The 24,798-nt window shown below is 51.8% G+C and carries 23 protein-coding genes and 1 pseudogene; 11 read left to right on the top strand and 13 right to left on the bottom strand.

Annotation, left to right across the window (positions count from 1 at the left end; all coding sequences use genetic code 11):
- Nucleotides 1-3: 3 nt before the first annotated feature.
- The gene (locus tag GN107_RS02870) at nt 4-1,560 is read left to right on the top strand and encodes a TIGR03766 family XrtG-associated glycosyltransferase (protein WP_155286350.1); all 1,557 of its coding nucleotides are present in this window, start codon (nt 4-6) and stop codon (nt 1,558-1,560) included.
- 112 nt (nt 1,561-1,672) lie between these two features.
- Nucleotides 1,673-2,545: a DMT family transporter gene (locus GN107_RS02865; protein WP_155286349.1), complete on the top strand. Its 873-nt coding sequence runs from the start codon at nt 1,673-1,675 to the stop codon at nt 2,543-2,545.
- Nucleotides 2,546-2,594: 49 nt separating this feature from the next.
- Here the strand turns inward: GN107_RS02865 and lpdD are convergent, their stop codons facing one another.
- The 4 genes from lpdD to GN107_RS02845 form a co-directional block, all read right to left on the bottom strand.
- Nucleotides 2,595-2,990 carry a prenylated flavin chaperone LpdD gene (gene lpdD, locus GN107_RS02860; protein WP_155286348.1) on the bottom strand — a complete coding sequence of 132 codons (396 nt, stop codon included), beginning with the start codon at nt 2,988-2,990 and terminating at the stop codon, nt 2,595-2,597.
- Nucleotides 2,983-3,600 (bottom strand): UbiX family flavin prenyltransferase, encoded by a 618-nt coding sequence (locus GN107_RS02855; RefSeq protein WP_155286347.1) that lies wholly within the window; start codon nt 3,598-3,600, stop codon nt 2,983-2,985. The genes lpdD and GN107_RS02855 overlap by 8 nt, the downstream gene beginning before the upstream one ends.
- A gap of 36 nt (nt 3,601-3,636) precedes the next feature.
- Nucleotides 3,637-5,109 (bottom strand): UbiD family decarboxylase, encoded by a 1,473-nt coding sequence (locus GN107_RS02850; RefSeq protein ID WP_155286346.1) that lies wholly within the window; start codon nt 5,107-5,109, stop codon nt 3,637-3,639.
- 74 nt (nt 5,110-5,183) lie between these two features.
- A complete protein-coding gene (locus GN107_RS02845; RefSeq protein WP_196246233.1) occupies nt 5,184-6,092 on the bottom strand; it encodes a LysR family transcriptional regulator in 909 nt (302 codons plus the stop codon).
- Nucleotides 6,093-6,247: 155 nt separating this feature from the next.
- On the opposite strand from GN107_RS02845, the gene GN107_RS02840 reads away from it, so the two are divergent.
- Entirely contained in the window at nt 6,248-7,729 is a 1,482-nt protein-coding gene (locus tag GN107_RS02840; RefSeq protein WP_155286344.1) for an MFS transporter, read from the top strand.
- Between the two features lie 158 nt (nt 7,730-7,887).
- Here the strand turns inward: GN107_RS02840 and GN107_RS02835 are convergent.
- Nucleotides 7,888-9,124, bottom strand: a pseudogene (locus tag GN107_RS02835) (ISL3 family transposase).
- Nucleotides 9,125-9,487: 363 nt separating this feature from the next.
- Between GN107_RS02835 and GN107_RS02830 the strand changes: the two are divergent.
- The 5 genes from GN107_RS02830 (at nt 9,488) to GN107_RS02810 (ending at nt 13,153) form a co-directional block, all read left to right on the top strand.
- Complete coding sequence (locus GN107_RS02830; RefSeq protein ID WP_155286343.1) at nt 9,488-9,715, top strand: SurA N-terminal domain-containing protein; 228 nt, start codon at nt 9,488-9,490, stop codon at nt 9,713-9,715.
- A 147-nt stretch (nt 9,716-9,862) separates the two neighbouring features.
- Complete coding sequence (locus GN107_RS02825; protein WP_155286342.1) at nt 9,863-10,309, top strand: hypothetical protein; 447 nt, start codon at nt 9,863-9,865, stop codon at nt 10,307-10,309.
- 251 nt (nt 10,310-10,560) lie between these two features.
- Nucleotides 10,561-11,124 carry a S8 family serine peptidase gene (locus GN107_RS02820; protein ID WP_196246232.1) on the top strand — a complete coding sequence of 188 codons (564 nt, stop codon included), beginning with the start codon at nt 10,561-10,563 and terminating at the stop codon, nt 11,122-11,124.
- A gap of 37 nt (nt 11,125-11,161) precedes the next feature.
- Complete coding sequence (locus GN107_RS02815; RefSeq protein WP_155286340.1) at nt 11,162-11,944, top strand: hypothetical protein; 783 nt, start codon at nt 11,162-11,164, stop codon at nt 11,942-11,944.
- 552 nt (nt 11,945-12,496) lie between these two features.
- Nucleotides 12,497-13,153, top strand: a complete 657-nt coding sequence (locus tag GN107_RS02810) for a VTT domain-containing protein (protein WP_196246231.1) — start codon at nt 12,497-12,499, stop codon at nt 13,151-13,153.
- Nucleotides 13,154-13,216: 63 nt separating this feature from the next.
- Here GN107_RS02810 and GN107_RS02805 read toward each other — a convergent pair whose 3' ends face one another.
- On the bottom strand, nt 13,217-14,287 hold the full coding sequence (locus tag GN107_RS02805) for a YncE family protein (protein WP_155286339.1): 1,071 nt from the start codon (nt 14,285-14,287) through the stop codon (nt 13,217-13,219).
- 264 nt (nt 14,288-14,551) lie between these two features.
- Here GN107_RS02805 and GN107_RS02800 point away from each other — a divergent pair, with 264 nt between their 5' ends.
- The gene (locus tag GN107_RS02800; RefSeq protein ID WP_155286338.1) at nt 14,552-15,817 is read left to right on the top strand and encodes an FAD-binding oxidoreductase; all 1,266 of its coding nucleotides are present in this window, start codon (nt 14,552-14,554) and stop codon (nt 15,815-15,817) included.
- A 67-nt stretch (nt 15,818-15,884) separates the two neighbouring features.
- Here the strand turns inward: GN107_RS02800 and GN107_RS02795 are convergent, their stop codons facing one another.
- A complete protein-coding gene (locus GN107_RS02795) occupies nt 15,885-16,748 on the bottom strand; it encodes a LysR family transcriptional regulator (protein ID WP_155286337.1) in 864 nt (287 codons plus the stop codon).
- A 99-nt stretch (nt 16,749-16,847) separates the two neighbouring features.
- On the opposite strand from GN107_RS02795, the gene GN107_RS02790 reads away from it, so the two are divergent.
- Complete coding sequence (locus GN107_RS02790) at nt 16,848-17,729, top strand: DMT family transporter (protein ID WP_196246230.1); 882 nt, start codon at nt 16,848-16,850, stop codon at nt 17,727-17,729.
- Nucleotides 17,730-17,826: 97 nt separating this feature from the next.
- On the opposite strand, the gene GN107_RS02785 is transcribed toward GN107_RS02790, so the two are convergent.
- The 4 genes from GN107_RS02785 to ahpC all read right to left on the bottom strand — a co-directional run bounded on the left by GN107_RS02785 (nt 17,827) and on the right by ahpC (nt 22,073).
- Complete coding sequence (locus GN107_RS02785) at nt 17,827-18,798, bottom strand: amidohydrolase family protein (protein ID WP_155286335.1); 972 nt, start codon at nt 18,796-18,798, stop codon at nt 17,827-17,829.
- A gap of 160 nt (nt 18,799-18,958) precedes the next feature.
- Complete coding sequence (locus tag GN107_RS02780) at nt 18,959-19,657, bottom strand: hypothetical protein (RefSeq protein ID WP_155286334.1); 699 nt, start codon at nt 19,655-19,657, stop codon at nt 18,959-18,961.
- A 310-nt stretch (nt 19,658-19,967) separates the two neighbouring features.
- Entirely contained in the window at nt 19,968-21,509 is a 1,542-nt protein-coding gene (ahpF, locus tag GN107_RS02775) for an alkyl hydroperoxide reductase subunit F (RefSeq protein ID WP_155286333.1), read from the bottom strand.
- Nucleotides 21,510-22,073 (bottom strand): alkyl hydroperoxide reductase subunit C, encoded by a 564-nt coding sequence (ahpC, locus tag GN107_RS02770; protein ID WP_155286332.1) that lies wholly within the window; start codon nt 22,071-22,073, stop codon nt 21,510-21,512.
- A 299-nt stretch (nt 22,074-22,372) separates the two neighbouring features.
- On the opposite strand from ahpC, the gene GN107_RS02765 reads away from it, so the two are divergent.
- Nucleotides 22,373-22,885 carry a GNAT family N-acetyltransferase gene (locus GN107_RS02765; RefSeq protein WP_155286331.1) on the top strand — a complete coding sequence of 171 codons (513 nt, stop codon included), beginning with the start codon at nt 22,373-22,375 and terminating at the stop codon, nt 22,883-22,885.
- Between the two features lie 69 nt (nt 22,886-22,954).
- Here GN107_RS02765 and arsC read toward each other — a convergent pair whose 3' ends face one another.
- Both arsC and GN107_RS02755 read right to left on the bottom strand, forming a co-directional pair.
- Nucleotides 22,955-23,371: an arsenate reductase (thioredoxin) gene (arsC, locus tag GN107_RS02760; RefSeq protein WP_155286330.1), complete on the bottom strand. Its 417-nt coding sequence runs from the start codon at nt 23,369-23,371 to the stop codon at nt 22,955-22,957.
- A 77-nt stretch (nt 23,372-23,448) separates the two neighbouring features.
- On the bottom strand, nt 23,449-24,747 hold the full coding sequence (locus GN107_RS02755) for an MFS transporter (protein ID WP_155286329.1): 1,299 nt from the start codon (nt 24,745-24,747) through the stop codon (nt 23,449-23,451).
- Nucleotides 24,748-24,798 lie beyond the last annotated feature (51 nt).

Raw genomic sequence — 24,798 nt, 5'->3', positions numbered from 1 at the left:
CCTATGCGCGAAAAACTCTTTAATTTTGGTCAGCACGTTATCGGCTGGTTCTTCGGAATCCTGTTCGGGGCGACCACGCTGTTTGCACTCCTCAATCCGAACCTGATTATTGGCGACAACTGGCAAACTGGTGCCGGCACTACCATCGTCACGGCTTTTTTCGTCATCTTTCTGCTCGCCGTCTGCATCGGGCTGTATGCCTTTCCTAGGTTTCGCGAGCTGTGCCACTTCATCTTCGTGGACCACGCCCGCCTGACCGCGAGCATTTTGCTGGCACTAGTAGTCGTGTGGCAGGGCGTTTTCGTTAGTTACATTCACCCACCAATCGGCTGGGACGCGTCCGCCTTGCACCAAGGTCTGACCGACGTCACCAGTCCCAACATGCGGTCTTACTTTAGCCAAAACTACAACAACGTGCCGGTCCTACTGGTGATGCGCTGGTTTGCGCACGTGCTGGGCTCCACGTCCTGGCTGACTTTTGACCTCATCACTTGGGGACTGGTTGACCTATCCGCGGTCCTGAACCTGCTGGCACTGTGGATTATCAAGAAAGACGCGCTGACGCCTGGCTTGTACATCCACGCGCTGTGGCTCTGCTGGTTTCCCACCATTATCGTCCCCTACACGGACGCGTGGGTGTTGCCGCTGGTCAGCCTGATGTTGCTGGGGGCGGCGTTACTGGTCACAAACCACCTGCCGAGTTTGCTGCAAGCACTGGGTGGGGTGCTGTTCGCCTTTGCCTTCGTGGCGGCTTACTTCATCAAGCCTTCCGCAATCGTACCCGGCGTCGGCTTCCTGATGGTGCTAGCACTCTACGCGCTGCACACGCACAAGTGGTCATGGCGCTGGCTGGTATTGGCAGTCGTAACGGTTGCAACTTTTGCTGGTAGTTACGTTGGCCTCAAGCACGTAATCGAGAACCAACAAGAAATCACCATCGACAAGGGCCGCGAGATCCCGCCCATTCACTTCGTCAGCATGGGCGTCTCCGGTGCCGGGGGCTACAACGCCCACGATGCCCTGATGATGGCCGTGCTGCCGACCAAAAAGGCCCGCAGCGAATACTCCATGCGCAAGTTAAAGGAGCGGATCCGCAAAATGGGCCCGCTCGGTTACGCCAAGTTTCTCGTCCAAAAGCACGCCAACAACACGGCTGATGGCACTTTTGCCTGGGACAAGGAGGGCCACTTCATTAACGACAATCCCAAGCCCAAACCGGGGCCGGGCGTTGCCAACCACATCAAGCAATTCGTTTACCTCTACGGCACGAACCTCGGCGACTTCCGCTGGTTCGCGCAGTTGCTGTGGTGCCTCTGCTTACTGCTGATTGCATTTGCCTGGGGAAAGCGGAGCCTTTTCATCGTCGCGCTGCGGGTCGGCATTATCGGTAGCTTTCTCTACCTACTGGCTTTTGAAGGCGGCCGCTCACGCTACCTGATTCAAACGCTGCCCAATTTTTTGCTGCTGGCGTCCCTGCTGGCACCGACAACGATTAACGAGTTGCAACGCTTGACCAAATGGGGCAACACGCCAGAGGTTAAGAAGCCTGATAACCTATAACACAAACTAGAGCCGCAACTTATGAATTCAAAGTTGTGGCTCTTTTATGGCTGCACTTTAGCTATAATGGTAGCAATGCAATTCAATCGTTCGGTCATTATAAAGGAGCACCATGCAAAACAAACAAGTTGTTGGTCACACCGCGGCCGCCATCACCGTCCTCATCTGGGGCACGACCTTTATCGCCACCAAAATCCTGCTGCGCAGTTTCAGTCCGCTGGAGATCCTGCTTGCCCGCTTTCTCATCGGCTACTGTGCCTTATTGTTAATCAAGCCGCGGCGCTTGCACCTGGCACAACGCAAGCAAGAGTGGTGGTTCGTGGCCGCCGGGCTCAGTGGGATCACCATGTATTACCTGCTGGAAAACATTGCGCTGACCTATTCGACCGCCAGTAACGTCGGTATCATCACCACGATTTCGCCCTTCTTCACGGCGCTACTCGCCATGATTTTCTTGAAGACGGAGAAACCGCGGTACTCGTTTTACATCGGCTTCGTTGTCGCCATCAGCGGCGTGATACTCATTAGTTGGAGTGGGGCCACGCTACACCTGAACCCGCTGGGCGATATTCTGGCGGTGCTGGCGGCCTTCGCCTGGGCGGTCTACTCAATCATTACTAAAAAAATCAGCGAGCTGAACCTGAACCTCATCCTCACGACTCGCCACACATTCTTCTACGGAATTTTGTTCATGCTGCCGATGACGCTGGTCTTAGACTTCAAAATTGATCTCCACGCTTTTGCTGAGCCCATCAACCTCGGCAACATCCTCTTCCTGGGTTTGGGTGCCTGTGCGCTCTGCTTCGTCACCTGGAACACCGCCGTCAAGCACATTGGGGCGGTCAAAAGTAGCGTCTACATCTACTTAGTGCCGGTCATCACCCTGATTTTCTCGGTGTGGATCCTGCACGAGGCACTGACGCCAATTCTGATTGTTGGCGCCTGTCTGACCTTAATCGGCTTGTGGCTATCAAGTCGCAGCTAAACAAATGGAGCCAGAGTAGCGATTACGCTGCCCTGGCTCCATTGCGATATTAGCTAAATTCCTCAATTACTTTTGCGCGCGGGTGTGCCGCCAAATAATCACGAATCTGCACACCTAGCTCCTGCGCCATCATCCCCGCTGCCGCCAACTGCTGCTTACTAATGCGGTTAACGTGCAGGCCGCCGATGATGAAGGCGTTGCTTTGCAAAACCGGCGCGATCACGCTGGCGATGCGCTTGGTCAGGACGCCCTCTTGATGATTGTGCCCTGGCCGACTCGGCAGCGCAATCGTCTGCATGGGCTGCTGCGGACTGACGATGGTGACGACACCGTAGTGCGGTACATCACCACCAGTGATTTCCAGGAGCACATCTTGGTTCTCACGGGATAATTTTGCCCGCAGCGTGTAGCCTTCTTTAGTGACGCTGAACTCCTGCTCACTCATGAGTGACCGCCTCCTGCTGGCGCCGGACCGCTTGTTTGGCGGCGGCGAGCCCCTGCCAACGCTGGCTGTAGTTGTTCTGCAGGTGCAGGTGGTCGAGCAACTTCATGGTGTTGTGGTTGATCAGGTCATCAATGGTCTTCGGCTGGTTGTAAAACGCCGGGATGGGCGGAATGATCTCCACCCCCATGCGGGCTAACTTCAGCATGTTTTCCAGGTGGATCTGGTTGAATGGTGATTCGCGGGGCACCAGAATCAGCTGGCGGCGTTCCTTGAGCGCAACATCGGCGGCCCGAGCAATCAGGTTGTCGGCGTAACCCATCGCGATTCCAGCGACGGTCTTCATGCTGGCGGGCACGATGACCATGCCGTCATTTTGAAAACTACCGCTAGCAATGGCGGCACCCATATCGCGGTCGTCATAAACCACGTCGGCCAGGGCACGGACGTCCTTTTCGGTGTAGCCGGTCGCTTCTAGCGCGAGATTTTCTTTTGCCCAAGGGCTCATGACCAGGTGCGTCTCCACATCCGGGTCGGCAGCGAGAGCTTCGAGTAGGCGCAGCCCGTAGATGGTGCCAGACGCGCCGCTGATGCCAACAATGATTTTCTTCATAATGAGCCCTCCTGCAAAATCATGCTTACATATTACTTACTTGAGATAGTCAGCCCAGTTACTCATTTCCTTGAAACTGGCCCGCTTGAACCTATCCTTCATCGTGTACGGCACGGTGCCGTCTAAGACGAGCTTGGAGGACATCCCCTGCACGCGGATCCGCGCCGGGTCATATTCCGGCAATTCGGATGGGTCCAGTGGGTGGTTGCGCATGCCCTCCAGCACCATGATGTCGCGGTCGGCCTGGAAGCGGGTGTTGATGGTCCACATCACGTCGTTCCAGTCGAAGATGTCCACGTCTTCATCGACCAAAATGACGGTCTTGAGTTCCTTGAACGCGGAGAACGCGAGCAAGGCAGCTTGGCGTTGAATGCCTTCATCGGCTTCATCATCCTTGTGAATCTGCATGATGGTCATGAGCTTGCCACCACCAGCGGGTGCGTTGTAGACGTTCTTGACCTTGCCCGGAATGGCGCGGTCCACCAAACTGAGAATTGAAGCCTCAGTCGGAATCCCAGCCATGGAGACGTGCTCTTCAGATGGGCCAATGGTCGTCTGGACGATTGGCCGGTCCTGCCGGTGCGTGACCGCCTTGATTTTGACCACGTTGACGGCTGGATTGGCCGTGCCGTTGTAACCAGGAAATTCAGGCATCGCAAAACCAGTGTTGGTGTTGATGTCTTCTTGCATCTTCACGTTGGGCTGAATCTCCGCCTCAATCACCCACTCAGCACGCGCAATTGCCTTGGCGTCGACCACGACCCCAGGCACAACGTCAACGGCCTGCTGGCGGAGCGCACCAGCAACCTGCAGCTCGTTGTAGCCAAGTGGTGTGGTCGGTGGCTCGAAGGTTGCCCCAATCGTGATTGCCGGGTCGAGCCCGATGTTGATTGTGATCGGCATCGGCTCGTTCTTGGCTTCGTATTCCTTCAAGAAGGCCCCAATGTGGCGGCCGCCGGGCATGATGTACATGCCGATGGTATCGCGGTCTTCGAGAACCATCCGGTGAATCGTGACGTCTTCCTGATCGCCGTTTGGACTGTGGCCGTAAACCACGCCCATCGTGATGTACGGGCCAGCGTCAACTGGCGTGTTGGTTGGGGCTGCGAGCAAGGTGCGAATGTCAAAATCCGGGTCGCTGGCCAGATGCACAACCTCTTGCGCCGGGGCCTCGTCCCGCGTCACCATGACTGGCTTAACCGGGTGGCTAACGGCCTCGTTGAGCATTTGCCCCAGCGTTTTGTAATCGTGGTGCAAAATCATCCCGACCCGCTTGCGGGACGCCTGCAAACCGATCAGCACGCGCGAATCGGGGAAACCCTTGACGTTGTTAAACATCATCGTTGGGCCTTCCTGAGTCGGCCGCTGCACCGTGCCCCCAGCACCGATGTAGCGGTAAACACCAGCCAGGTCGGCGTTCGGGTCGATTCCCTTGTCGGTTTCGTGGTATTGCCCCGGAACGGCCTTGATTTCAGCTAATACTTTGCGTAGATCGTATTTTTCAGTCATTTGCTTGCCTCCGTTTTCGATACTTTTATTATGCGGGGAAAGCGGCGGGCAACCAATTCGGAATGTAAAGGGGACTATTCCAAATTGGAATAGTCCCCTGACTTTAAGTATTTACGTTGATGGATGAAGTTCCAGAACTGATCACTCGCCGAGCTGTTGTGTCCTTTTCGGCGCACAAAAGCCAATTGTGAGCTCACGGTCGGCGTTAACTTCACGGTCGTCAGGCTGGGGTAATCACTAAGGTCGATTGCCTTCGCCATCATGATGGAAACGCCCAAGCCGCGACTGATCATCCCCAGAATCAGGTCGATCCGCTGACCCTTGTAGGTAATGTGGGGCGTAACGCCCGCACGCGCAAACAACTGGGCCACTGGCTGGAACAAATGGGTGCTCTCCCCTAGCAGTAGCAAATCGGCCCCGTGCAAGTCCGCCACAGTCAAAGATTTTTTGCGCGCAAGCGAATTGCTCTTGGGCAGCAACACGCATAATTCATCCTGCTCGCCAATAAAGGTTTCATTGCTGCGCACCGGGCCCGCAAGCAAACGCGTGAATACAATATCCACGCTGCCAGCGGTCAAAGCTGCGGCGAGGGCGTCACTTTCACCCTCACTAATTTGCAGCTTGACCTCCGGATATTTGCGATGAAAGCTGGCAATTTGGTTAAACGCCCGGTAATTAGAAATCGACGGAATAGTTTTAATACGCAAAATTGCGTGCTGGGCGTGTTGTTGCCGTGTGGCCGCAGCCGTGAGTGCATTGGCGGCAGTAACCACCGCCTGCGCCTTGGGCAATAGGATCATCCCATCCGGAGTCAACTCAACTTGGCGATGCGTCCTGGAAAACAACTTCACTCCCAGCTGCTTTTCGAGCGCCAAGATCTGTTTGGACACCGTAGCCTGCGTAGTGAACAGCTGAGCCGCGGCTTCCGTGTAACTGCGCGTCGCGGCAACAGTGACGAACGCTTGCAACTTCTGAGTTTCCATTGATTGATGCCTCCCCGTCGATATATTCCAATTAGGCATATTTTACCACCTGCAAAGCTGTCTTTGCTGCAGAAAGCCGGATTAACAGTCTTGTAGCGAAACTAATAGAAGCGTAACATTTATATTAGTTTTAATTTTCTGAAAGAAGAACCCACGTGAATAAGAAAAATGTCATTATCGTAACCTTTGCCCTCCTGCTCTCGAACGCGATGAGTGGCTTGGATGGCACCATTGTTAATACCGCACTGCCCGCAATCATTGCCGACCTGCACGGCCTGGAGCTGATGGGCTGGGTCGTCGCCGTGTTCCTGCTCGGCACCGCCGTTTCCACCCCGCTCTGGAGCAAGTTCGGTGAACGCTTCGGCAACCGGCGCGCTTACGAAACTGCCGCCATCATGTTCGTTGTCGGCAGTTTTCTGCAGGGTGCTTCCCCGAACATGATCACCCTGATCATTGCGCGGGCCATCGCCGGCTTCGGCAGCGGCGGCATGGTCTCCCTGCCCTACATCATTTACGCGCAACTGTACAAGAACCCGCGCAAACGCATGCAGGTGCTGGGACTGGTCTCCGCGAGTTTCTCGACGGCAACCATCATCGGGCCGCTAGTCGGTGGGGCCATCGTTGACACCTGGTCCTGGCACTGGGTCTTCTACCTGAACGTGCCAATTGGCCTGCTCTCCGCCATTTTGGTGCAGATATTCTTCAAGGAAAACGTCACGGCCAAGGCCCGGGCAAAATTCGACTACCTGGGCACCTGCTTCCTGTCGGTCGGCCTAATCAGCCTGCTGATGACCATCGAAATGATTGGCACCGAGTCAACAACGATTGTGCTGCTGCTGGCCGCGTTGGCGGTGGTTAGCCTCGCTGGCCTCATTTGGGCGGAAAAGCGTGCGGATGACCCCATCATCCCCGGCCGGCTGTTCAAAAACACCGACCTGCTCGTCGACTTCGGCCTATTCACCATCATCTGGGGTGCGTTCATGGCCTTCGTCACTTACGGCCCAATGTGGGCGCAAGCGCTGCTCGGCTTGTCTGCCCTCGTCGGTGGCTGCACGCAGATTCCCAGCTCGCTAACTAACTTTGCGGGCGCCACGATTGCCGCACCGTTCCGTCACCGCGTCACCGCGCAGCAGCTGCTCCTAGTCGGTATCTGTATGCTGATCATGACCTACATCATCATGTCACTGGCCGGTGCGCACGCTGCCTACTGGGTAATCTTGACCGCCGGAGCTTTTGAAGGCTTCGGTAACGGCCTCATCTTCAGTGAGCTGCAAGTTAAAGTGCAAACTGACGCGGATGCGCAGGATGTGCCGGTCGCAACCAGCTTCTCCTTCCTGATCCGCATGCTCGCGCAGTCCGTGGCCGCGGCCCTGTTCGGCCTGGTCATGAACAACGCCTTGCACGCCGGCGTTCTCAAGGCTGGCGGCAAAATCACCATGGGCATGATGAACAAGCTCTCCAACGCCCAGAGCAACAAGTCTCTGCCGCAGCAGCTACTGCCAGAGATGCGCCAGATCCTGTACATGGGTTTGCACCACATCATGCTAGTTGCCCTGATTCTCATGCTTGCAGCCTTAGCCCTGAACCTGTGGGCGCTGCGGCGGGAACTGCGCGACCAAGCCGTGTCAACAAAGTAGCCGTATCTGAAGCCAATTAATCTGTGCCGCTAAATTCTGCAAAGTGAATTTAGCGGCACTTTTTTTGCCTTAAATTTTTTAGGCTCTGCGTCAAATGGTGTTGAAGAATAAATTTATCATTCAAGGAGATCTCCATAATTGGAGGCCTCTTTGTTGTTTTAAGCTGTTAATTGGTAAATGCGATTGAAGAAGTTTTCCTGGTTGCCGAAGCCAAAACAGGAGCGCTTTAAAGACTTGATTAAGCGATTAACACCTTCAATCGGACCATTTGATCGTGGGCTGGCTGTCGCCGCAAGAACACCACGACGATTTTTATAAAGCGTACTAATGGCTGTATCCATTGGGCTACCTGTCGGTTTGTAAGTATCAAGTATTCGCCAGAAAGCTCTTGTGTCCCGATTCGTTAATGCATCGTGCAGGGAGATATAGGTGCCGTAAACTTGCTTGAGTTCTGGGTACTTGTCCAATGCGATATCTAAGGCGTTCTGCTCGGACATATATTCATTCAATCCGAACAAGTAACGGACGTGTTGCGCGTCTGGATTTGCTTTGTGGAAGAGACGCCACTGCGATTTGAGAACCTTGTAGGTTCTCAGGTGGTGATTCTGAATCTGCTTAAGTGTAGCGATACGTGCTTGATCTAGTGCTCGCCCAAGTAACTGAACGATATGAAACCGATCGATGATGATGCGAGCATTCGGAAAGACTTCATGGATAAAGAGTTGATAAGCGGCATTCATGTCCATCGTTACCGTCTGCACGGCGCTCTTTAAGGCTGTACTGGTTGATGAAGAAGTCCTTGATGGTTTTGTTCAGGCGGTCACCAAGCAGGCTGACCAGCCTATGTGTATCACCGTCAATACAAATGAACGACATCATATTGCTTGTCGAACGGAACTCGTCAAAGCACAGATTTACGGGTAAATGCTTTGCCGCATGATACTTTACATTGGCATTGAGAAATCTTTGCACAGTTGTCGATGAAATGCCTAGCAATAGCGCAATAGTCTTCCGCGGAAGCCGGTCTTGTGCCAATTTAATGACTCTTTGTTCAATGCCTTTGGCAATCGAATGGTTAGTTTCGACCAGGGGTGTTGTCCCCATAACTGAATGGCCACAGTTATCGCACCACCAGCGTTGCTTGTTTAAATCAATGATTGTTGGAACCTCTGTAGCTCCTTTTACGTGAATGTGAGTAAGCTTGTGCCCGTTAGGACGCAGTGCATTCATCCCACATAGTGGACAGTGGTTCAGACTGTAAGAAAGATTAGCAAAAATGACATGTACTTTCCGGCGACGTGAGCCTTTACCACGGAATTCATCGTATACTTCGTAAACATGGATATGTGGGTCTGGAATTCCAATAACAGACAGCGTAGGATTAAAAGTGGACATCGACAGATTACCTCTCTTGCTTTTGATTTCGACGCGTAGAGCATAGCACGGGTAACTTTGTAGGTGTCCTTTTAGATATATCTGTAATTTAAAAAGGATCCACACTCTCCGCGTTGGATTTCTCCAACACCAGAAAGTGTAGACCCCTAAAAACATGTAGAAAGGTAAGATCTTTCATGACTAAATATTTGGTACTTCTTCTCCTGATTGCACTTGTAATGGTATATATCGGCGCTCAGAAACAGAATAAAGTCATCTTATGGTTATCAGTTGCCGTCTTTGTATTGTTAATTCTATTTATCGTTTGGATGATATTTGTGCTTATACCGTCGATGTAAGTATATACACATGGAGGATTAGTTTATGAAAAAGAACATAAAGATACTTGTCACGGCATTGGTTGCCTGCTTAGTTACGGTAATTTGTACTGTTTTCGGCATGAAAGCCTTCGAAAACACTCAATTACAAAGAACTGTAATGACGGTCGGAGATCAGAAGATAACCAAGCAAGATGTGAATAATGGGTTACAAAAGGATTATTTCACGACTGAAGTAACTGCACTTAAAGAGCGAAGTATGATTAATCAATAGTTTACTAAAGAGCATTTATCAATATCTGACCATGAAAAGGTCACTCAATTAAAATATTTACAACTAACAAAACCAAATATTAAATCGACAAAATCTCGACAGCTTACAGACTATGTTCGTGTAAAGGGCTTAGCGAAAAACTTTGATTTGTTTACAGAATCAACCTTACGGAAATTTCTTGACGAAGAGGAAAAAATCAATGGTACGTATCTCGTCCACCTCACCGTTGTTGAGGGTGAACATCAAGCGCTAACCAAGATGGCAAAGGAAGTCGATAATACTCATACGTTAGCAACGGTTGCTAAAAAACATAGCATCGTTCCAAACCAGGTTACAACATTCAGTCGAAATAATGAATACAATATTGACTTTGGTAACGCCGACAAAGGACAGCTTGTTCATTATATGAGTTCCGATGGCGATATGAAGATGGCACTTTTGCAGATATCAGATAAGGAAAACGTAAAATCTAGCTTGTTTAGCATAAAGAAAAATCGAGATGTTGTAACCAACGTATACTTCAGTAGGAATTACACCTCTGTTCGTAGCCAATTAGTCAATAAATTAATTACACTGTATCCGGTCGTGCAATGAAAATTAGAACGTTGACTGTACTTCTTCTTCTAACAATATTGTGTGTGAGTGGGTGCACTAGTCCATCACACAAGTATGGTCGTACTTCCAGTCACATTGGGACAATCGAAAGTATTCAGTTTTCAAAACGAATGGTGCATAAGCGAAATCCCCGTATAGCAATTATCGACAGTTCGACAAACCTTACGCAAGATAAGGCCGTTTTTAACAAATCAATCCCCACTAACAACACCACCCATGCAGATCAGATTGTGAGTATTATAAAAAAATACGGGCCAAAATCTAGTATTGTTGATGTTTATGCTGCTGGAACGACAACTATTACTGAAAGTGGAGTGTATCGGGCTTTAACTGCAATTAAATCCAAAGACTACGACTTGGTCAACATGAGCTTTTACTTCGAATCCGTTAGTCAACGAATTCAGAATATCATATTAAAACTTATGAACGATTCAACAGTGGTTGTTGCGGCGGCGGGTAATCACTCCAGAGAATACTCTGATTTTCCTGCCAGACTAACAGGTGTTTTGAGTATTGGTGCTGTTGAATCCACTGGGTTAATTGCAGACTATTCAAACTTTGGGGATGTTGATTACGTTATGCCTGGAACGTTGTACTCGAATTTATCAAGATCGAAAATTTCGGGAACATCGATTTCATGTGCCTTAGCTACTTCATTTATTGCACGACTATATGAATCGAAAAAATATACAAGAAGGGAGGTGATGCAAGCCCTACGACTGTATAGCGTGGTTGTTGAAGGTGAACATGGGTCGGAGTATCGTCAGCTAACATTTAGGAGTTGGAAAAAATGAGAAAATCTTTTGGAGAAAAGTTGCAATTTTAGGGGTTATGGCCAGTGCGTTTACATTTACCACTGGGTTCTCAAGTAACGTTGATAAAACGGTTACAATTAAAAAAGAAGTTTTACAGGTTCTCGACTGTAGCGACCTGAACCAAGATGTTATTAACTTATACGAACAAACAGGGTGGATCTACAACGCAACTGATAATCGTTTGGAACGAAACGTAAAGTACAGCGGTGAGCCTGTATCAGTTGAGGGAAAATCTTATGTGACTGATTCAAAGGGTGAAGTGACTGTTAACACTAACCCCAATAAAGATGGTGCATTGGATGTAACGACGGAAAGTACAACAGCTGGAACAAAGAATACACAAGCAGTGTCGCAGAGCCAACTTTCTGATGGCAAAACTGTTGTTGTACAAGAAACGGTCGATATGGGACAGATTATTGAGAACATGGACGATCAAGCTCTGAATGCAGAGGAGTCAGCAGCGACTCTGTCTACCTCGGCGGATGTACAAGTAGGTGGGCTTAGTAATGGTCAGTTACCTAAGCATGGACAATACGTGCACTGCAATCGTTTCAACGGTTATCTAGGCAACGGGCGTTACTATTCTAAGACGGCAAACCCTGTTATGGCTGCGCGAAACTTTGTACAAAGTGACTGTGATGTTGCTTTGGCGAAGAGCACTCATTGTTTGGCCGATTATGGCAGTAATCCATACTGTTCGACAAAGAGCAAAACCACTGCGGGAAAATGCTCTGCAAATATTGTCAAGCATTCGCGTTTGTACCACAAGCATACTGGATGGTTCTCTCCATCAAAATAAATAATCCTGATGGAATAGACTGCGCAATTATTTAATAGTGCTCTGGTAATCGATTATATAAACGTTAAAGCGACAGTCCAGGTGGTGATAGTTCACTACTCGGATTGTCGCTTTTTCGTGTTTTGGAAGAAACAGCGTCACAGTATAGTCGAATGATCAAATTTTTCGGTATTCCAGTTCGGACCGCAGACGCTATTTCTTTTATTCTAGTTTAGTTTTTTTAAAGTTTGGGTTACGAGTGAGGGTGGCACATCTGTGGCACATTCCATCAGTGTATCATTCATTTGTGAAACAACAATGTACCCTTAAAAGCGCGCCACACGATGATTTTGCATTTTTACCATTCGATAAGATTATTTCCCGGGCAATATTGCCGCTCAGTGTCCATTCTGAATTTTGCTCAGAAATAATTGCCCATCTGTCTGGAGCGGCGGCAGAGTAGCTGAAAATTACTCATTTTCGCTTTAGTTTTCATGAGTGGGCGGGTCACCGGCGGGTGGGTATTCTAAGACCATCAACTAATTCGGAAAACCATTCAAAGGGGAAATTGCCATGTCAATCCTGCTACTCACCAGCCTCGTACCCAATCTTAGCCAGTTACTCCCGCAACTAATTGCCCAGTTTGGCGGCCTGATCTATCTCGGCCTGTTCGCCCTGATTTTCGTTGAGACCGGCGTCGTTGTGCTCCCATTCCTGCCTGGTGATTCGCTGCTGTTCCTGTGCGGCTCGCTCGCCGCGCTCGGTGGGCACGGCCTCAATATCTGGATTTTACTGGCCATCATGAGCATTGCGGCCATCGCCGGCGACTCCCTGAACTTTGAAATTGGGGAACACTTCGGCAGTCACTTGATGCACAGCCAGAAACTCAGTCGCTTCATCAAGCCCGCCTACTTGGAAAGGTCCCAGAAGTTCTTCGCCAAGTACGGCAAGCCGGCCATCTTCCTCGGCCGCTTCATGCCCATCATCCGGACCTTTATCCCCTTCACCGCTGGCGTCAGCAAAATGCATTACCGTGATTTTGCCTTCTACAACGTCATCGGCGGAATCACTTGGGTCCTGGTTGCACTTGGCGCCGGCTACTTCTTCGGCAACATCGCCATCGTGAAGACGCACTTCGAACTCATCATGGTGGCAATCATCGTGATTTCATTGCTCCCAGCCGCATTCATGGCACTGAAGAACCGGGGCCGCAAGATTGACGCAGCCTAAAACGCCAAAAAATTGCCCCGGCCCACGACAATCAAGGGCTGAGGCAATTTTGCTAATCTTCGTTTATTGCAGCAAGCGGTCGAGGTCAAACTTCACGACCCGATCGGCGTGAAAGACCAGGTTCGCCTTGCGGTACTTCGCCGCCCCAGATTCAAACAGGACGTAGAGGTCACTGCCGTCAGCGGTGATCTGTTCTAGATATGGCGGCAACTTGACCGTTTTGAGCGTATCGTCCTTGTCAAAATCGATCCAACTGCGCTGGCCATCATTATCGAAGGCCAAAATGTTGGAGGAATTACGGCCGAATGACTGTGAGAACAGCAGCTTGCCCTCGTAGAAGGTCGCGCCTTGCAGCCGCTTGGAAGTCGTGTACTTACCGACTTGGTTTGCGCCCCGCAGTTCAACCTTCCGCGCCGTGTTGGTGTCAGGCAAGCCGCTCTGCGTCATCGGGAACGCCAGGAACTTGCCCTGCGCACTCTGGTCGAAGAAGCCGACGTCCAGCGAGTTATTGTGGTAGGTAATAAATGACGCCCGCTTAACGCCACGCAAACTGATTACGTGGTCAAACTGGCTGGCATTGTGTGTCTTGGCAAAATCTGCCTGTTGCCAGGTACTAGGATCATAAGCCGACAGCGATGCGGTCTGGGATGCCGTCTCGGTCGTGACCCAGATGCGCTTGCTGACGGTGTCGTACGCCAAACCACCCGCGTGCGAATTGGTCGGCATGACGATCTGCTTCACAAACTTACCCGTGTGCTTGTCAATGAAGTAGAGCACGGAGCGGTACTTCTTGTCGTGACTGTAGGCCGAAATGACCACGTACTGCGGTGTTACCGTCAGTCCCTGCGGATCCATGGTTTTGCTGACGCCGAGTTGATTGCTACTTGACCTCAACGTTTGCGTCCGCAATAGGCCCGGAATCACGTAGGTGTCTGGCTTAGCATCATGGTCCAGAGCGGGCTTGAGCTGGGGGTACTTCTTGGTGATATCTTGGTAAAACTGCTTTTCGGTCGTCACCGCGGCGTTCGTGTTCGTCTTGGCGTGACTACCGCTGTGGGCAAACCAATACCAGCCGCCGCCAAGCAGCAGTAACACCACAACCAGCGCCGGCAGCCAACTTTTCTTGTGTTGCATGTTAATTCCTCCAAAGTCCGTGCATTAGTAACTAGCCAAATTATACCCTAAAATAACGCCAGCAATTGGGCAATTGTCCGGATTCGTGCACAAACACGCGGCGCGAATAAAATTAAAAAAAGTTATATGCTTAACAATTGTTAATGCAACGATTCTCGCATGCAGTTATACTTTGCGCGTTATTAAGTTGAACCCAATTGCCAACAATTCAAAACTGAACCGTCATTTTCTGCCGAATCCCCCACCATTAAGAAGGTGCACATCTTGCTTAAACGTTTTCCTTACCTACTAGGTTTAACTTGGCTCGTTGTATTATTTATCTTGCCGCTACCATTAGTCTTGACCCTGGCAACTGGCCTGCATTCTGCAAATCTGGGCGTTCAATTCGGCAACATCGCCTACGTCTGGTTCCTGGCCGCCATCTACCTGGCGACCCGGCCGCAGTGGCTCGACCGGCTGATCGGTCTGCCCAGCATCTACATGGTGCACGGCTGCCTAAGTATTGTCGCAATCGTAGTGGCGGTCCTCCACAAAATCCACACCAACTCATTCGGCCTGATCCGCTTAACTGGCGATATCGCCCTGGTTTTGTTCATCGCGATGATGCTCTATTCGTTGGTGTTTATGGCCGGCTGGCTCACAAGCAGGATTCCGCTGCTGGCGCGCCTCAAACACCTGCTTGAAGGGACTTTTAAGCATGAATTCTCAGTGTGGCTCCACCGCCTGAACCTAATCGCGGTCGCGCTGGTGTTCGTCCACGTCCAGCTGATCGACTACATCACCGCCATCCACCCCTATATGTTCCTCTTCAACGGCTACACCCTCGTGGTCGCCTTGGCTTACGCCTACACCAAGATTCGGGATACCTGGTGGCTACCGCAAGCAAAATTAACTGCCAAGCGCCAACTAGCACCCAACTTCTTTGAATTTACTTTCCGGTTTACCCATCACTACCGGCTACAGATTGCACCCGGCGACTATGTCTTCATCAGCTTTCCAGACTACCCAAGCATGCGGGAACTGCACCCCTTCTCGGTTGCTAGTCCCGTCGAGAACGACCGGCTGGTGTTGGCTGTGCGGGGAGATGGGGACTTCACCCGCGCTATGCAGCAACTGCCAGTGAACACACTAACGAACGTAGCCGGTGGTTTTGGTCGCTTCAAGACCATGATCGACACGCATCCGGACACACCCATGGTTCTGGTTGCTGGTGGTTCCGGCGTGGTGCCAATGATTGCGCTGATTCAGGCTTACCCTAACGTTCCAATCACGCTGTACTACTCCGCCCACCGCGCGCAGGATTTGATCTATGTCCCGCAGTTGCGGGCGCTTGCTGCCAAGCGGACTAACTTAAAGCTACACGTGCAGGCGGGTCGTTTTGCCGTCGCCAAGGAGACTGCTGCCCTCACGCAAAGCCCTAATCTGTACCTCCTCTCCGGCCCCAGCAAAATGGGCCACTCGTGGAGCCATGCTTTAAGTAACGCTGGGGTCGCCAGCACCGACATGTACTACGAAGAATTTAGCTGGTAACACTTAATCTTACTTACAATAAACAGTACGGCCCCAGATTCTACTTTTGAATCCAGGGCCGCACTGTTTATTTAGTTTTGTGGGCAAGCATATAATCAATAAACTTCTGACTGGCTAAAGGCATGGCATCTCGGTCCTTGAACGCCAGCGCTAAGTGCAAACTTAGTGGCGGGTCAGTCGGCCGTACCGCCACGTCAAAGGGCATGCGGTCCAATACGCCGGCGGAAAGTATACTAAAGCCTAGTCCTGCCTCGACCATCCCCATGATTGCGTAATCATCGTGAATCGTGAACTTGATGTTCGGCTTGATACCTTTAGCTTTGAAGGCATTTAGTGCTTCACTGTAATCCCCTTGTTCAACCATGATGTAGGGCTCATCAGCAAGGTCCGTGAGCGGGACGACCGGTAATTTTGCCAAAGGGTCCTTGCGGTTCAGGACCGCCAGCATCTGTGGCTGCCAAAAGGGAATTGTCGTTAGGTCCGGCACCGCGGGCGGAGTGACCACGCCAAAATCGACCTCCCCGGATTCAATCCACTGCCGGTTGAGGCTGTAATCACCCTGATGGAAAACAAAACGCACCTGCGGGTATTGTTGTTCAAAACCACGAATGACTTGCGGCAGGATTTGTCGCGTCACGCTGGAGATAGTCCCGATGCGGATCTCGCCACCAATCAGGCCCTGAACTGCCGTTACGTGGTTTTGAAAGGTCCGATACTGACGAACTAGTTGCTGAATTTGGGGCAGCAGTGTCATGCCCTCTGGTGTCAACCGTACCCCGCGCCGGGACCGTTGTAGTAAACGCACACCCACTTCATCTTCCAACGCTGCAATCATCTGACTGATTGCCGACTGCGTGTACCCCAGCGCAGCGGCGGCCTTGCTGAAGCTACCCCGCGTAACGACCTCTAAGAATGCGATGTAGCGATTCATTTGTATCACCCCTGCTAATTCTTGAATAAGAATCATTCGTTATACTTATGTATCCACCGATTATATACTATGGAACAAGTACCGGAAAGGACGATAGTGATGAATAAACGGTGGGCGTTTGTAATGATGACCCTGGTAGTTGCGGCTTGGGGCGCCAGTTATATGTGGATGAAGGTCGCTTTGGTCGCGGTCTCCCCTCTGCTGCTGGTGGGCTTGCGCTTTCTGATTGCCTTTGCGGTCACAATGCTGGTCTTCCCGCATGGTTTACACGGCCTGCACAAAGAGCACGTTCAAGCCGCCCTTATCATGGGCACCCTGCTTTACGGCCTGTTTGCCAGCGTGATGTTTGGTCTTCAGCACACCAGCGCGACCACCGCGGGCTTCCTGGTCGCGACAACAGCAATGTTCGTGATGATATTTAACGCGGTCTTGCAGCGGCAACTGCCGCGGCCATCAGCAATCATTGCGACCATTGCGGTGATCATCGGCCTGTTTTTGCTGGTCGCAAACGGCCACCTGCAATTCTCCATTGGGGCGCCGCTATGCCTACTGACGGCGGCACTCTACGCAGTCCACATCATTTACTCCGGCCACGTCACCCGCAAAATTGCTGACACCTTCAGCATCAGCGTCCTGCAGCTGGGCGTTGCCGGCGTAGAGGGCGTCATCAGCAGTCTCCTGTTCGAAAAGCCGGAGCTGCCCGCAACGACCACCCAATGGGGCGCCGTTCTCGCGCTGGGCATTATCTGCAGCGCGTTCGGCTTTGTCGTCCAAACCAAGGTGCAGCACTTCCTGACACCGGAAACCATCAGCCTCATCTTCTCGCTGGAGCCACTGTTTTCCGCGGGCTTTGGCATCTGGCTGCTGGGCGAGCACCTCAGTGGCCTACAAATGATCGGCGCAGCACTGATTTTCGCGAGCGTCACCATCAACGAACTGATCAGTGCACGGCGTCCGGCTAGCCCCTGCGCACTTAATTAATGAGCCGGACAATTAAACCAAAAGCACCTAAGAATGATGAAGTGCTAATCATTCTTAGGTGCTTTTGAAGTGCAAAGATTGTGCTTAATGATCTTGATTACAGCTTGAACAACTTCTCAGCAGTTCCGTGGGCAATTGCTTCCCGCTGCTCGGCAGTCACATCGGCACCCCCGAGGAATTCACGGGTCGTCTTACCAGACTGCACGTATGGGTAATCTTCGGACCACATGATGTGATCGGCACCGACTTCGCTCAGGCACAACTGCATCTGGGGAGCCGTGAACATACCGGATGGTGACATGTAAACCTGACGCTTGTAGTAGTAAGAGAACTTGTGTGGCAACTTAGTAATGATGTCGCTGAAGCCGTCGATCCGTTCCAGAAACATCGGGATGAACTCACCCCAGTGACCGGTTGCGAGCTTAATATTCGGGTACTTGTCGAGCACACCGGCAGTGATGAGGCGCATGACCTGAATCCCGGCTTCCATGTGCCAACCCCACATTGCGCCGGCCATCATGTTGGAAGCGGCTGGTGAGTAGGCCTTACTATCGTAGAGCATGGCCTTCTGGGCGTTGGTGATGACACCTGGGTGCAAGTACAGCGTCGTGCCAAGCTTGTCGGCAGCGGCGAAAATCGCGTCAAACTTCGGGTCGTCAAGGAACTGGCCGTCGATACTCCCGCTGATGATGGCACCCTTCATGCCGAGCTTAGTAACAGCGTACTCGAGCTCTGCAGCCGCCTTGTCAGGTGTGTTCGCAGGCAATGTTGCTAGGCCGGCAAAGCGGTCTGGATACTTGCTGATGTTTTCTGCCAGCGTTTCGTTCTGCGCGTGGGATCCAGCAACCGCGTATTTGTCTGGCAAAACCTGTGCGGAGTTACCGGCATCGGAAATCACCTGCATGTCGATGCCATTCGCGTCCATGTATTCAACCTTCTTGTCAAAATCAACAAGGAATGGCTTTAACTTATCCTGGAACGGGTTGTTGTTCTTAACTTCTGAATACTTGTTAAATTGTTCAATGTTGGCATCGGTGTCGTAATGTTCTTCAACTGTGATTAATTTCAATTTAAGACCTCCTGAGTCTAATGCAAAAAGCTGCGTGGAACTTAACCACAGAAGTATAACACGATACTATGCACATGCATAGTATTTTGGAACAATTGTAAAGTTAACTAAAAAAGCTCCTCAAAAATGAGGAACTTTTGCTGTTACTTCAGGTTAATTTCTAGTCGCCATACCGCTCGTATGCACAGAAGGCAACGTAGCCGGCAGCACGGGCTTGAACTAGTGTCATTGTCTGGATACTTGTTCCGTACTTGTGCAGGCCGCGGCAGTTGGGATCCTTGTGATAACGGCCGGGAATCTGAGGACTCACATAGACGGTTTCACTGTCTGCAGTGTTCGGCACTGCCTTGTATGCATAACTACTGCCACCGCCGGAGCGGTAGTTGTTAGTAACCCCAGTATGAGTGGTACTGCTGGCACTGCTTTGACTGACCGGCTGCGTTGATGAAGATGATGACGTCGTTGCAGTACTCGTAGAATCAGCAGTGCTACTCTCGCTGGCACTACTTGCAGAGTCAGCGCCGCTGCGGTCTATGGAACTGCTGCTTGAAGAATCTGCATCTGCTTCTTCATCGTCGGTGTTAGTTGTATCGTCTGTGTCGTCATCGCCCGAATAATAAGAATCGTCGTCATCGTCCGTTTCTGCACTTGCTTCCTGTTTGACCTCTTCAGCAGCCTCAGTAGCAGCCACAGAACGATTATGTGCAATGACAGTAGGCACACTGACAACAATCAAGCTGACTATCAAAATCTTAAAGCTACGTCCTGTTTGTGCATCATTTGAAGTTGCCACCGAAATGGCCAATTTGAGCACGACAAAAAATATGAATATCCAAATAAGTGCTGCAATAAGTTGCATGTCTAAACCCCTCCAAAATAACTGTGCATTCGCGAAACTGCAATTTACAATTCGCGCGCTTTGAAAAATTTCCAATGATTTTTAACCATAGAATCTTATCAAAGCATTCGCATCAATAATAGTCTTTACATTTATCAATAATTAATAATTGCGAATATGAAAGCACTATGATAATTAATAGTGGCATCATACATTCACGAGCATCATAAACATCAGCAAATTTGCGGCATAAAAAAATCATGGCGCGAGTTTACTAGACGCGCCATGACCCTAACGAAACTCTTTCATCTGGTTCAATACATCCTGCTAGCTACTTGCTAAACGCAATGTCCCCGAAAGCACTCAGCGCGGCTGTCGCGCCACTGCCCATCGCAATCACGATCTGCTTGTAGGCGGAGTCGGTGCAGTCCCCGGCCGCAAACACATGGTCCATGCTGGTGGCCCCATGTTCATCGACCTTGATTTGGTGGTGAGCATCCAGGTCGAGGGTGTCACTGACAAAATCGGTGTTCGGCACTAAGCCGATTTGCACGAAAATTCCGTCAACGGTCAGTTCCTTGCTGGCTTTCGTGTCCCGTTCGGTGTACTTCAGACCAGTTACCCGACCATCGCCCAGAACTTCGGTCGTCTGGGCGTTCGCAATCAAATCGACATTGCTGAGGGCCGCGGCCTTACTCTGCAAAACGGCGTCTGCAGAAATTTGCGGTGCAAACTCCAACACCGTGACGTGATGTGCAATCCCGGCGAGGTCAATTGCGGCTTCCAATCCGGAGTTCCCGCCGCCAACAACCGCAACGTCTTTGCCCTTGTAGAGCGGACCGTCGCAGTGCGGGCAGTAGGCCACACCCTTATTGCGGAATTCCTCCTCACCAGGCACACCCAGCTGCCGCCAGTGGGCCCCGGTCGCGACAATCACGGTCTTACTGCGGAGGGTGTCGCCACCCTTGAGCCGCAAAACGATTGGGGTTTCATCACCAATCTTCGCCACCGTCTGCCCACTGATCAAAGTGACCTTGTACTTGGTCAACTGCGCGGTGATGTTCGCCATCAAGTCCTCGCCGGTGATGTAGTCCGTCCCGGGCAGGTTCTCGATGCCGACCGTCTCCAAAGGCTGCCCGCCCATGTGGTCCGCGACCACGGCTGTTGCCAAGCCTTTCCGAGCGGCGTAAATTGCCGCTGCCCCGGCAGCAGGACCACCACCAATAATCAGGACGTCAAACACCTGTTTAGTTGTGGCCGCCGCAACGGCAACTTGCCCTTCCTTACCCGCGATTTTGGCTAATAACTCCGCCAGGGTGGCGCGACCGTTGTGCCACTCCTTACCATTGAGGAAGACGGTCGGCACGGCCATGATGTTCTTGGCCGTTGCCTCATCCTGAAACATCCCGCCTTCGATCATCGTGTGCGTGACGTGGGGGTTGAGCACGCTAATAATGTTCAGCGCCTGCACGACATCCGGACAGTTGTGGCAGGACAGGCTGGCAAAGGTTTCAAAATGCAGGTCGGTGTTGATGGCCATGATCTGTTCGCGCTCCGCCGCGGTGATTTTGGGTGCGTGGCCCGAAACCTGCAGCACGGCCAAGACGAAGGATTCAAACTCGTGGCCGAGCGGGATTCCGGCGAAAACAATTCCGGATGGGTCCGCGCCGACCTGGTCAACGGTGAAACTTGGCTGCCGCTTGAGACTGGCAGTCCTGACGCTCAGCTTTGCGCTGATTCCCGCAACCTCGGTCAAAAAGTCCTTAGTTTTGGTCCCATCCGCAGAGCTGCCGGCATCCACCCGAAACACTACCGGCTGCTCGAGCAACTGGAAATATGATTGGAGCTGCTGCTTTAGCTTCGCGTCTAACATTTAGATTTTCCCCACTAGGTCCAGGCCAGGGGTCAAAGTTTCGGAACCTTCCTTCCACTTGGCTGGGCAAACTTCACCTGGGTGGCTCTCAACGTACTGACCAGCCTTGATGCGGTCGATGTACTCGCTAGCGTTGCGGCCGATGCCGTCAGCGTTGATTTCCAACGACTGCACAACACCCTTGTCATCCAAAATGAAGGTGCCCCGTTGCGCCAGACCCTGCTCCTCATCGAGCACGTCAAACATCCGCGCGAGCTGGTGCGATGGGTCACCGATCATGGCGTACTGCAACTTGCCGACCGCATCAGACGCGTCGTGCCAAGCCTTGTGAACATAGTGCGTATCTTCGGAAACCGAGTAAACCTCAACCCCTAGCTGCTGCAAAGTCGCGTATTGATCCTGCAAATCCGCTAATTCGGTTGGACAAACGAATGAAAAGTCTGCCGGGTAGAACATCACAACGCTCCAGTGCCCCTTGAAATCGGCATCGGTCACGGTGATGAACTCCCCGTTTTGATAAGCTTGTGCGCTGAATGGTTCGACTTCTTTACCCACTAAACTCATAATGTTTCCTCCCTTATCTGCTTGTCTTCATACGCCTACATTGTAATATTCTCGTAATTAATTACAACACTTGACTTGCTGCTGGCGTTGCGGGCAAAATATCCGCTTTTGATTTGGCAGAAATAATTATCGTTAGTTAGGCCAAACTATGCAATATTTGCAAACCTGCAAATGTCATTGCTAGAGCATCCGCGTTGCAATGATAACATTCGTACACATACTGGTTTCAGTAAGCAGCTTTTGACCGCGGCCCCAATCTTCACTATGATTAGAAGCAAATATCTTAACGGAGGATTGCAATGATTGAGACAGTCCGGCTGGTACTGCGGCCGTTTACTGCAGATGATGCACAAGATTTTGCGCGCATGTTTGCGGATCAAGGGGCGCGCAAGTACACGCGCTATGCCGACGACAACAGCCCCGCGGCGATTCAGCAGGAATTCGAACAGCACTTTTTACAAAATCCGGATACGGCTTTTGCTATCACCCTCAAAGCCACCCAGGAAATGATCGGCTTCTTCGAGTTTCACGATGGCGGCGTCATGACCTACCTGCTGATGCCCGAATATTGGCGGCACGGTTACATGCCGGAAGCCGGACGGGCAATGGTGGATTATGCCTTTACCCAGCTCGACTACCAACAGATTCAAGGGGATTATGCCAGCGTGAACGGCGCGTCCGGACGCGTGCTGGCGAAAATGGGCCTGATCGATCAGGGCGCGCAGCATGAGTTCACGCTTGATGACGGCACCCGCATCACCGTAATGAGCTACAAACTCACGCGGGCTGAGTGGTTAGCACGCCAAAAGTAGTCGCCAAACGAAAAAAGCAGGTTTGCGCTCACGTGATGTTGAAATCACCGTTAACGCAAACCTGTTTTTTTACTGCTGCCAGTCCGCCGCAAACTGCTGCACGCGCCGTTCAATCTCATCGCGGACCTGCCGGAACACCGTCAGTACTTCCGCATCTGACCCCGTGGCTTGCGCCGGGTCCGGCAACGGCCAGTGCACCCGCCGCACGGATGGGGGCGTGACCGGACAACGGTCGCGCGCATCCCCGCACAGGGTCACGACCACGTCTGAGCTCAACAAGTAGTCCATGTCGATCTGTTTGGACCGGTTGTGGCTGATATCAATGCCCTTTTCCGCCATGACTTGAATCGCGCGCGGGTTAACACCCTGCGCCTCGATCCCGGCGCTGGCAATCTGCCAGTCCGCTCCCATTATTTCCCGGGCAAAGCCCTCGGCCATCTGGCTGCGGCAGGAATTCCCGGTACATAAGAAATAGATTTGTGGCATGTGCGCCGCCCCCTAAAGTTGCATTACTTTCTTGTCCCCATCATACCGTGACAAGCTGCAAACTAACAGCACTGGCATCATGCTTGTTTAACGGCGTCGGCCTTGACTGACGTTTTGCGCGCCCGGACGATGATGATCACCGCCACAACACTTATCAGTGCCGCCGCGATTGCGTATGCGATCCACGCCGCAATTGGGTTGAACAGATTAGCAATCCCCAGGAAAATTGCGATGCCAAGTGGTGCTCCCAACATCGTCACCGTCTGGAAGGCGCTACTCGTGGTCGCCAGCCGCTCCGGTGCAACGATGGCCATCATCTCCGCCGACATCCGGGGATTGATTTTGCCGATGGGGAACATGCAGACGGCCATGAGCACCAGCATGACGTAGCGATTCTGCCACCACACCATGTTTACGGAGAAGATTACGAGGCTCACCATCGTAATCAGGGTCAGCTTGGGCAGCGACAGCTTCTGCAGCGGGTCTTTGGTCGATAGGCTCGCAACGATCATGGCCACGGAGCTAACGACCCCGATCACCGCAACCGTGTTGGCAAAATTCCCGAACCAGAGCGCCCGCGTCCCCGCGAGCAACACGTTCGCTAGTCCGTCCAGCGCCGTGCCGATCGTGTTGATCAGCAGCGCCAGAAGTAACATACTGGCCAGCAGCTCATTTTGCATAATGTTCTGCAGTGACTTGATGATTTCCCGCAGTCCGCCACGGTTCTGCTGCTGTGCCTGCGCCCTTGCTGCCGCCTTAGCCGCGGCCAGATCGGCAGCCTTAAATGCCTGCCGCTTGCGGTACAAAACCAACCCGGCGATGAGAAAACTCAGGGCGTTGATCAAACCAAACAGGGCGTAATTATGGTTCAGCAGCACGATCAAACTCGCACCCAGCGCCTGGAAGACCACGCTGATCGTCGTCCCCACACCCGTCATGAAACCGGCGCCGGCTTGATACTCATCACGGTTCTTCAGGAAGTGCTGCAGGTAGTGCATCCCCAGACCGTTGGTGTAGTCAGCAATCATATCCGAAGCAATGTTGATCAGAAGCAAAATTCCGAAAATCAACTTGCTGGCGGTATCGCCGATCAGCACCGCCAATAGCACGTAAAGCAGCGCCTGCACGCAGCGGAACGCCACAATCATCCCGAAGCGTTTCTGGGGCGGCGTCTGGTCGGCAAGATGGCCGTTAATGATCGTCACGACGGTGGGCAAGATGTTCGCCACCGACACTAAAGACAGCGCCGCGGTCGCATAGCTTAATTTTTGCGCGTAAATGATAAAGACAAAGTTGAATAGCACTGAACCGATCGTACTGAAGAACGTTGCGATTGCCATCGTGCGAAAAGGCTGATTTTTGCGGAAAACGTTCATAATGGGGACCTCCTAGTCTGGACTACTCTCTTGAATGGCATAAGCATAGTT

The organism is Lacticaseibacillus zhaodongensis (assembly GCF_009687905.1).
GTDB classification, from domain to species: domain Bacteria; phylum Bacillota; class Bacilli; order Lactobacillales; family Lactobacillaceae; genus Lacticaseibacillus; species Lacticaseibacillus zhaodongensis.
Note: the sequence above shows the minus strand (reverse complement) of the source record. Positions and strands in the feature narration are given on the sequence as shown.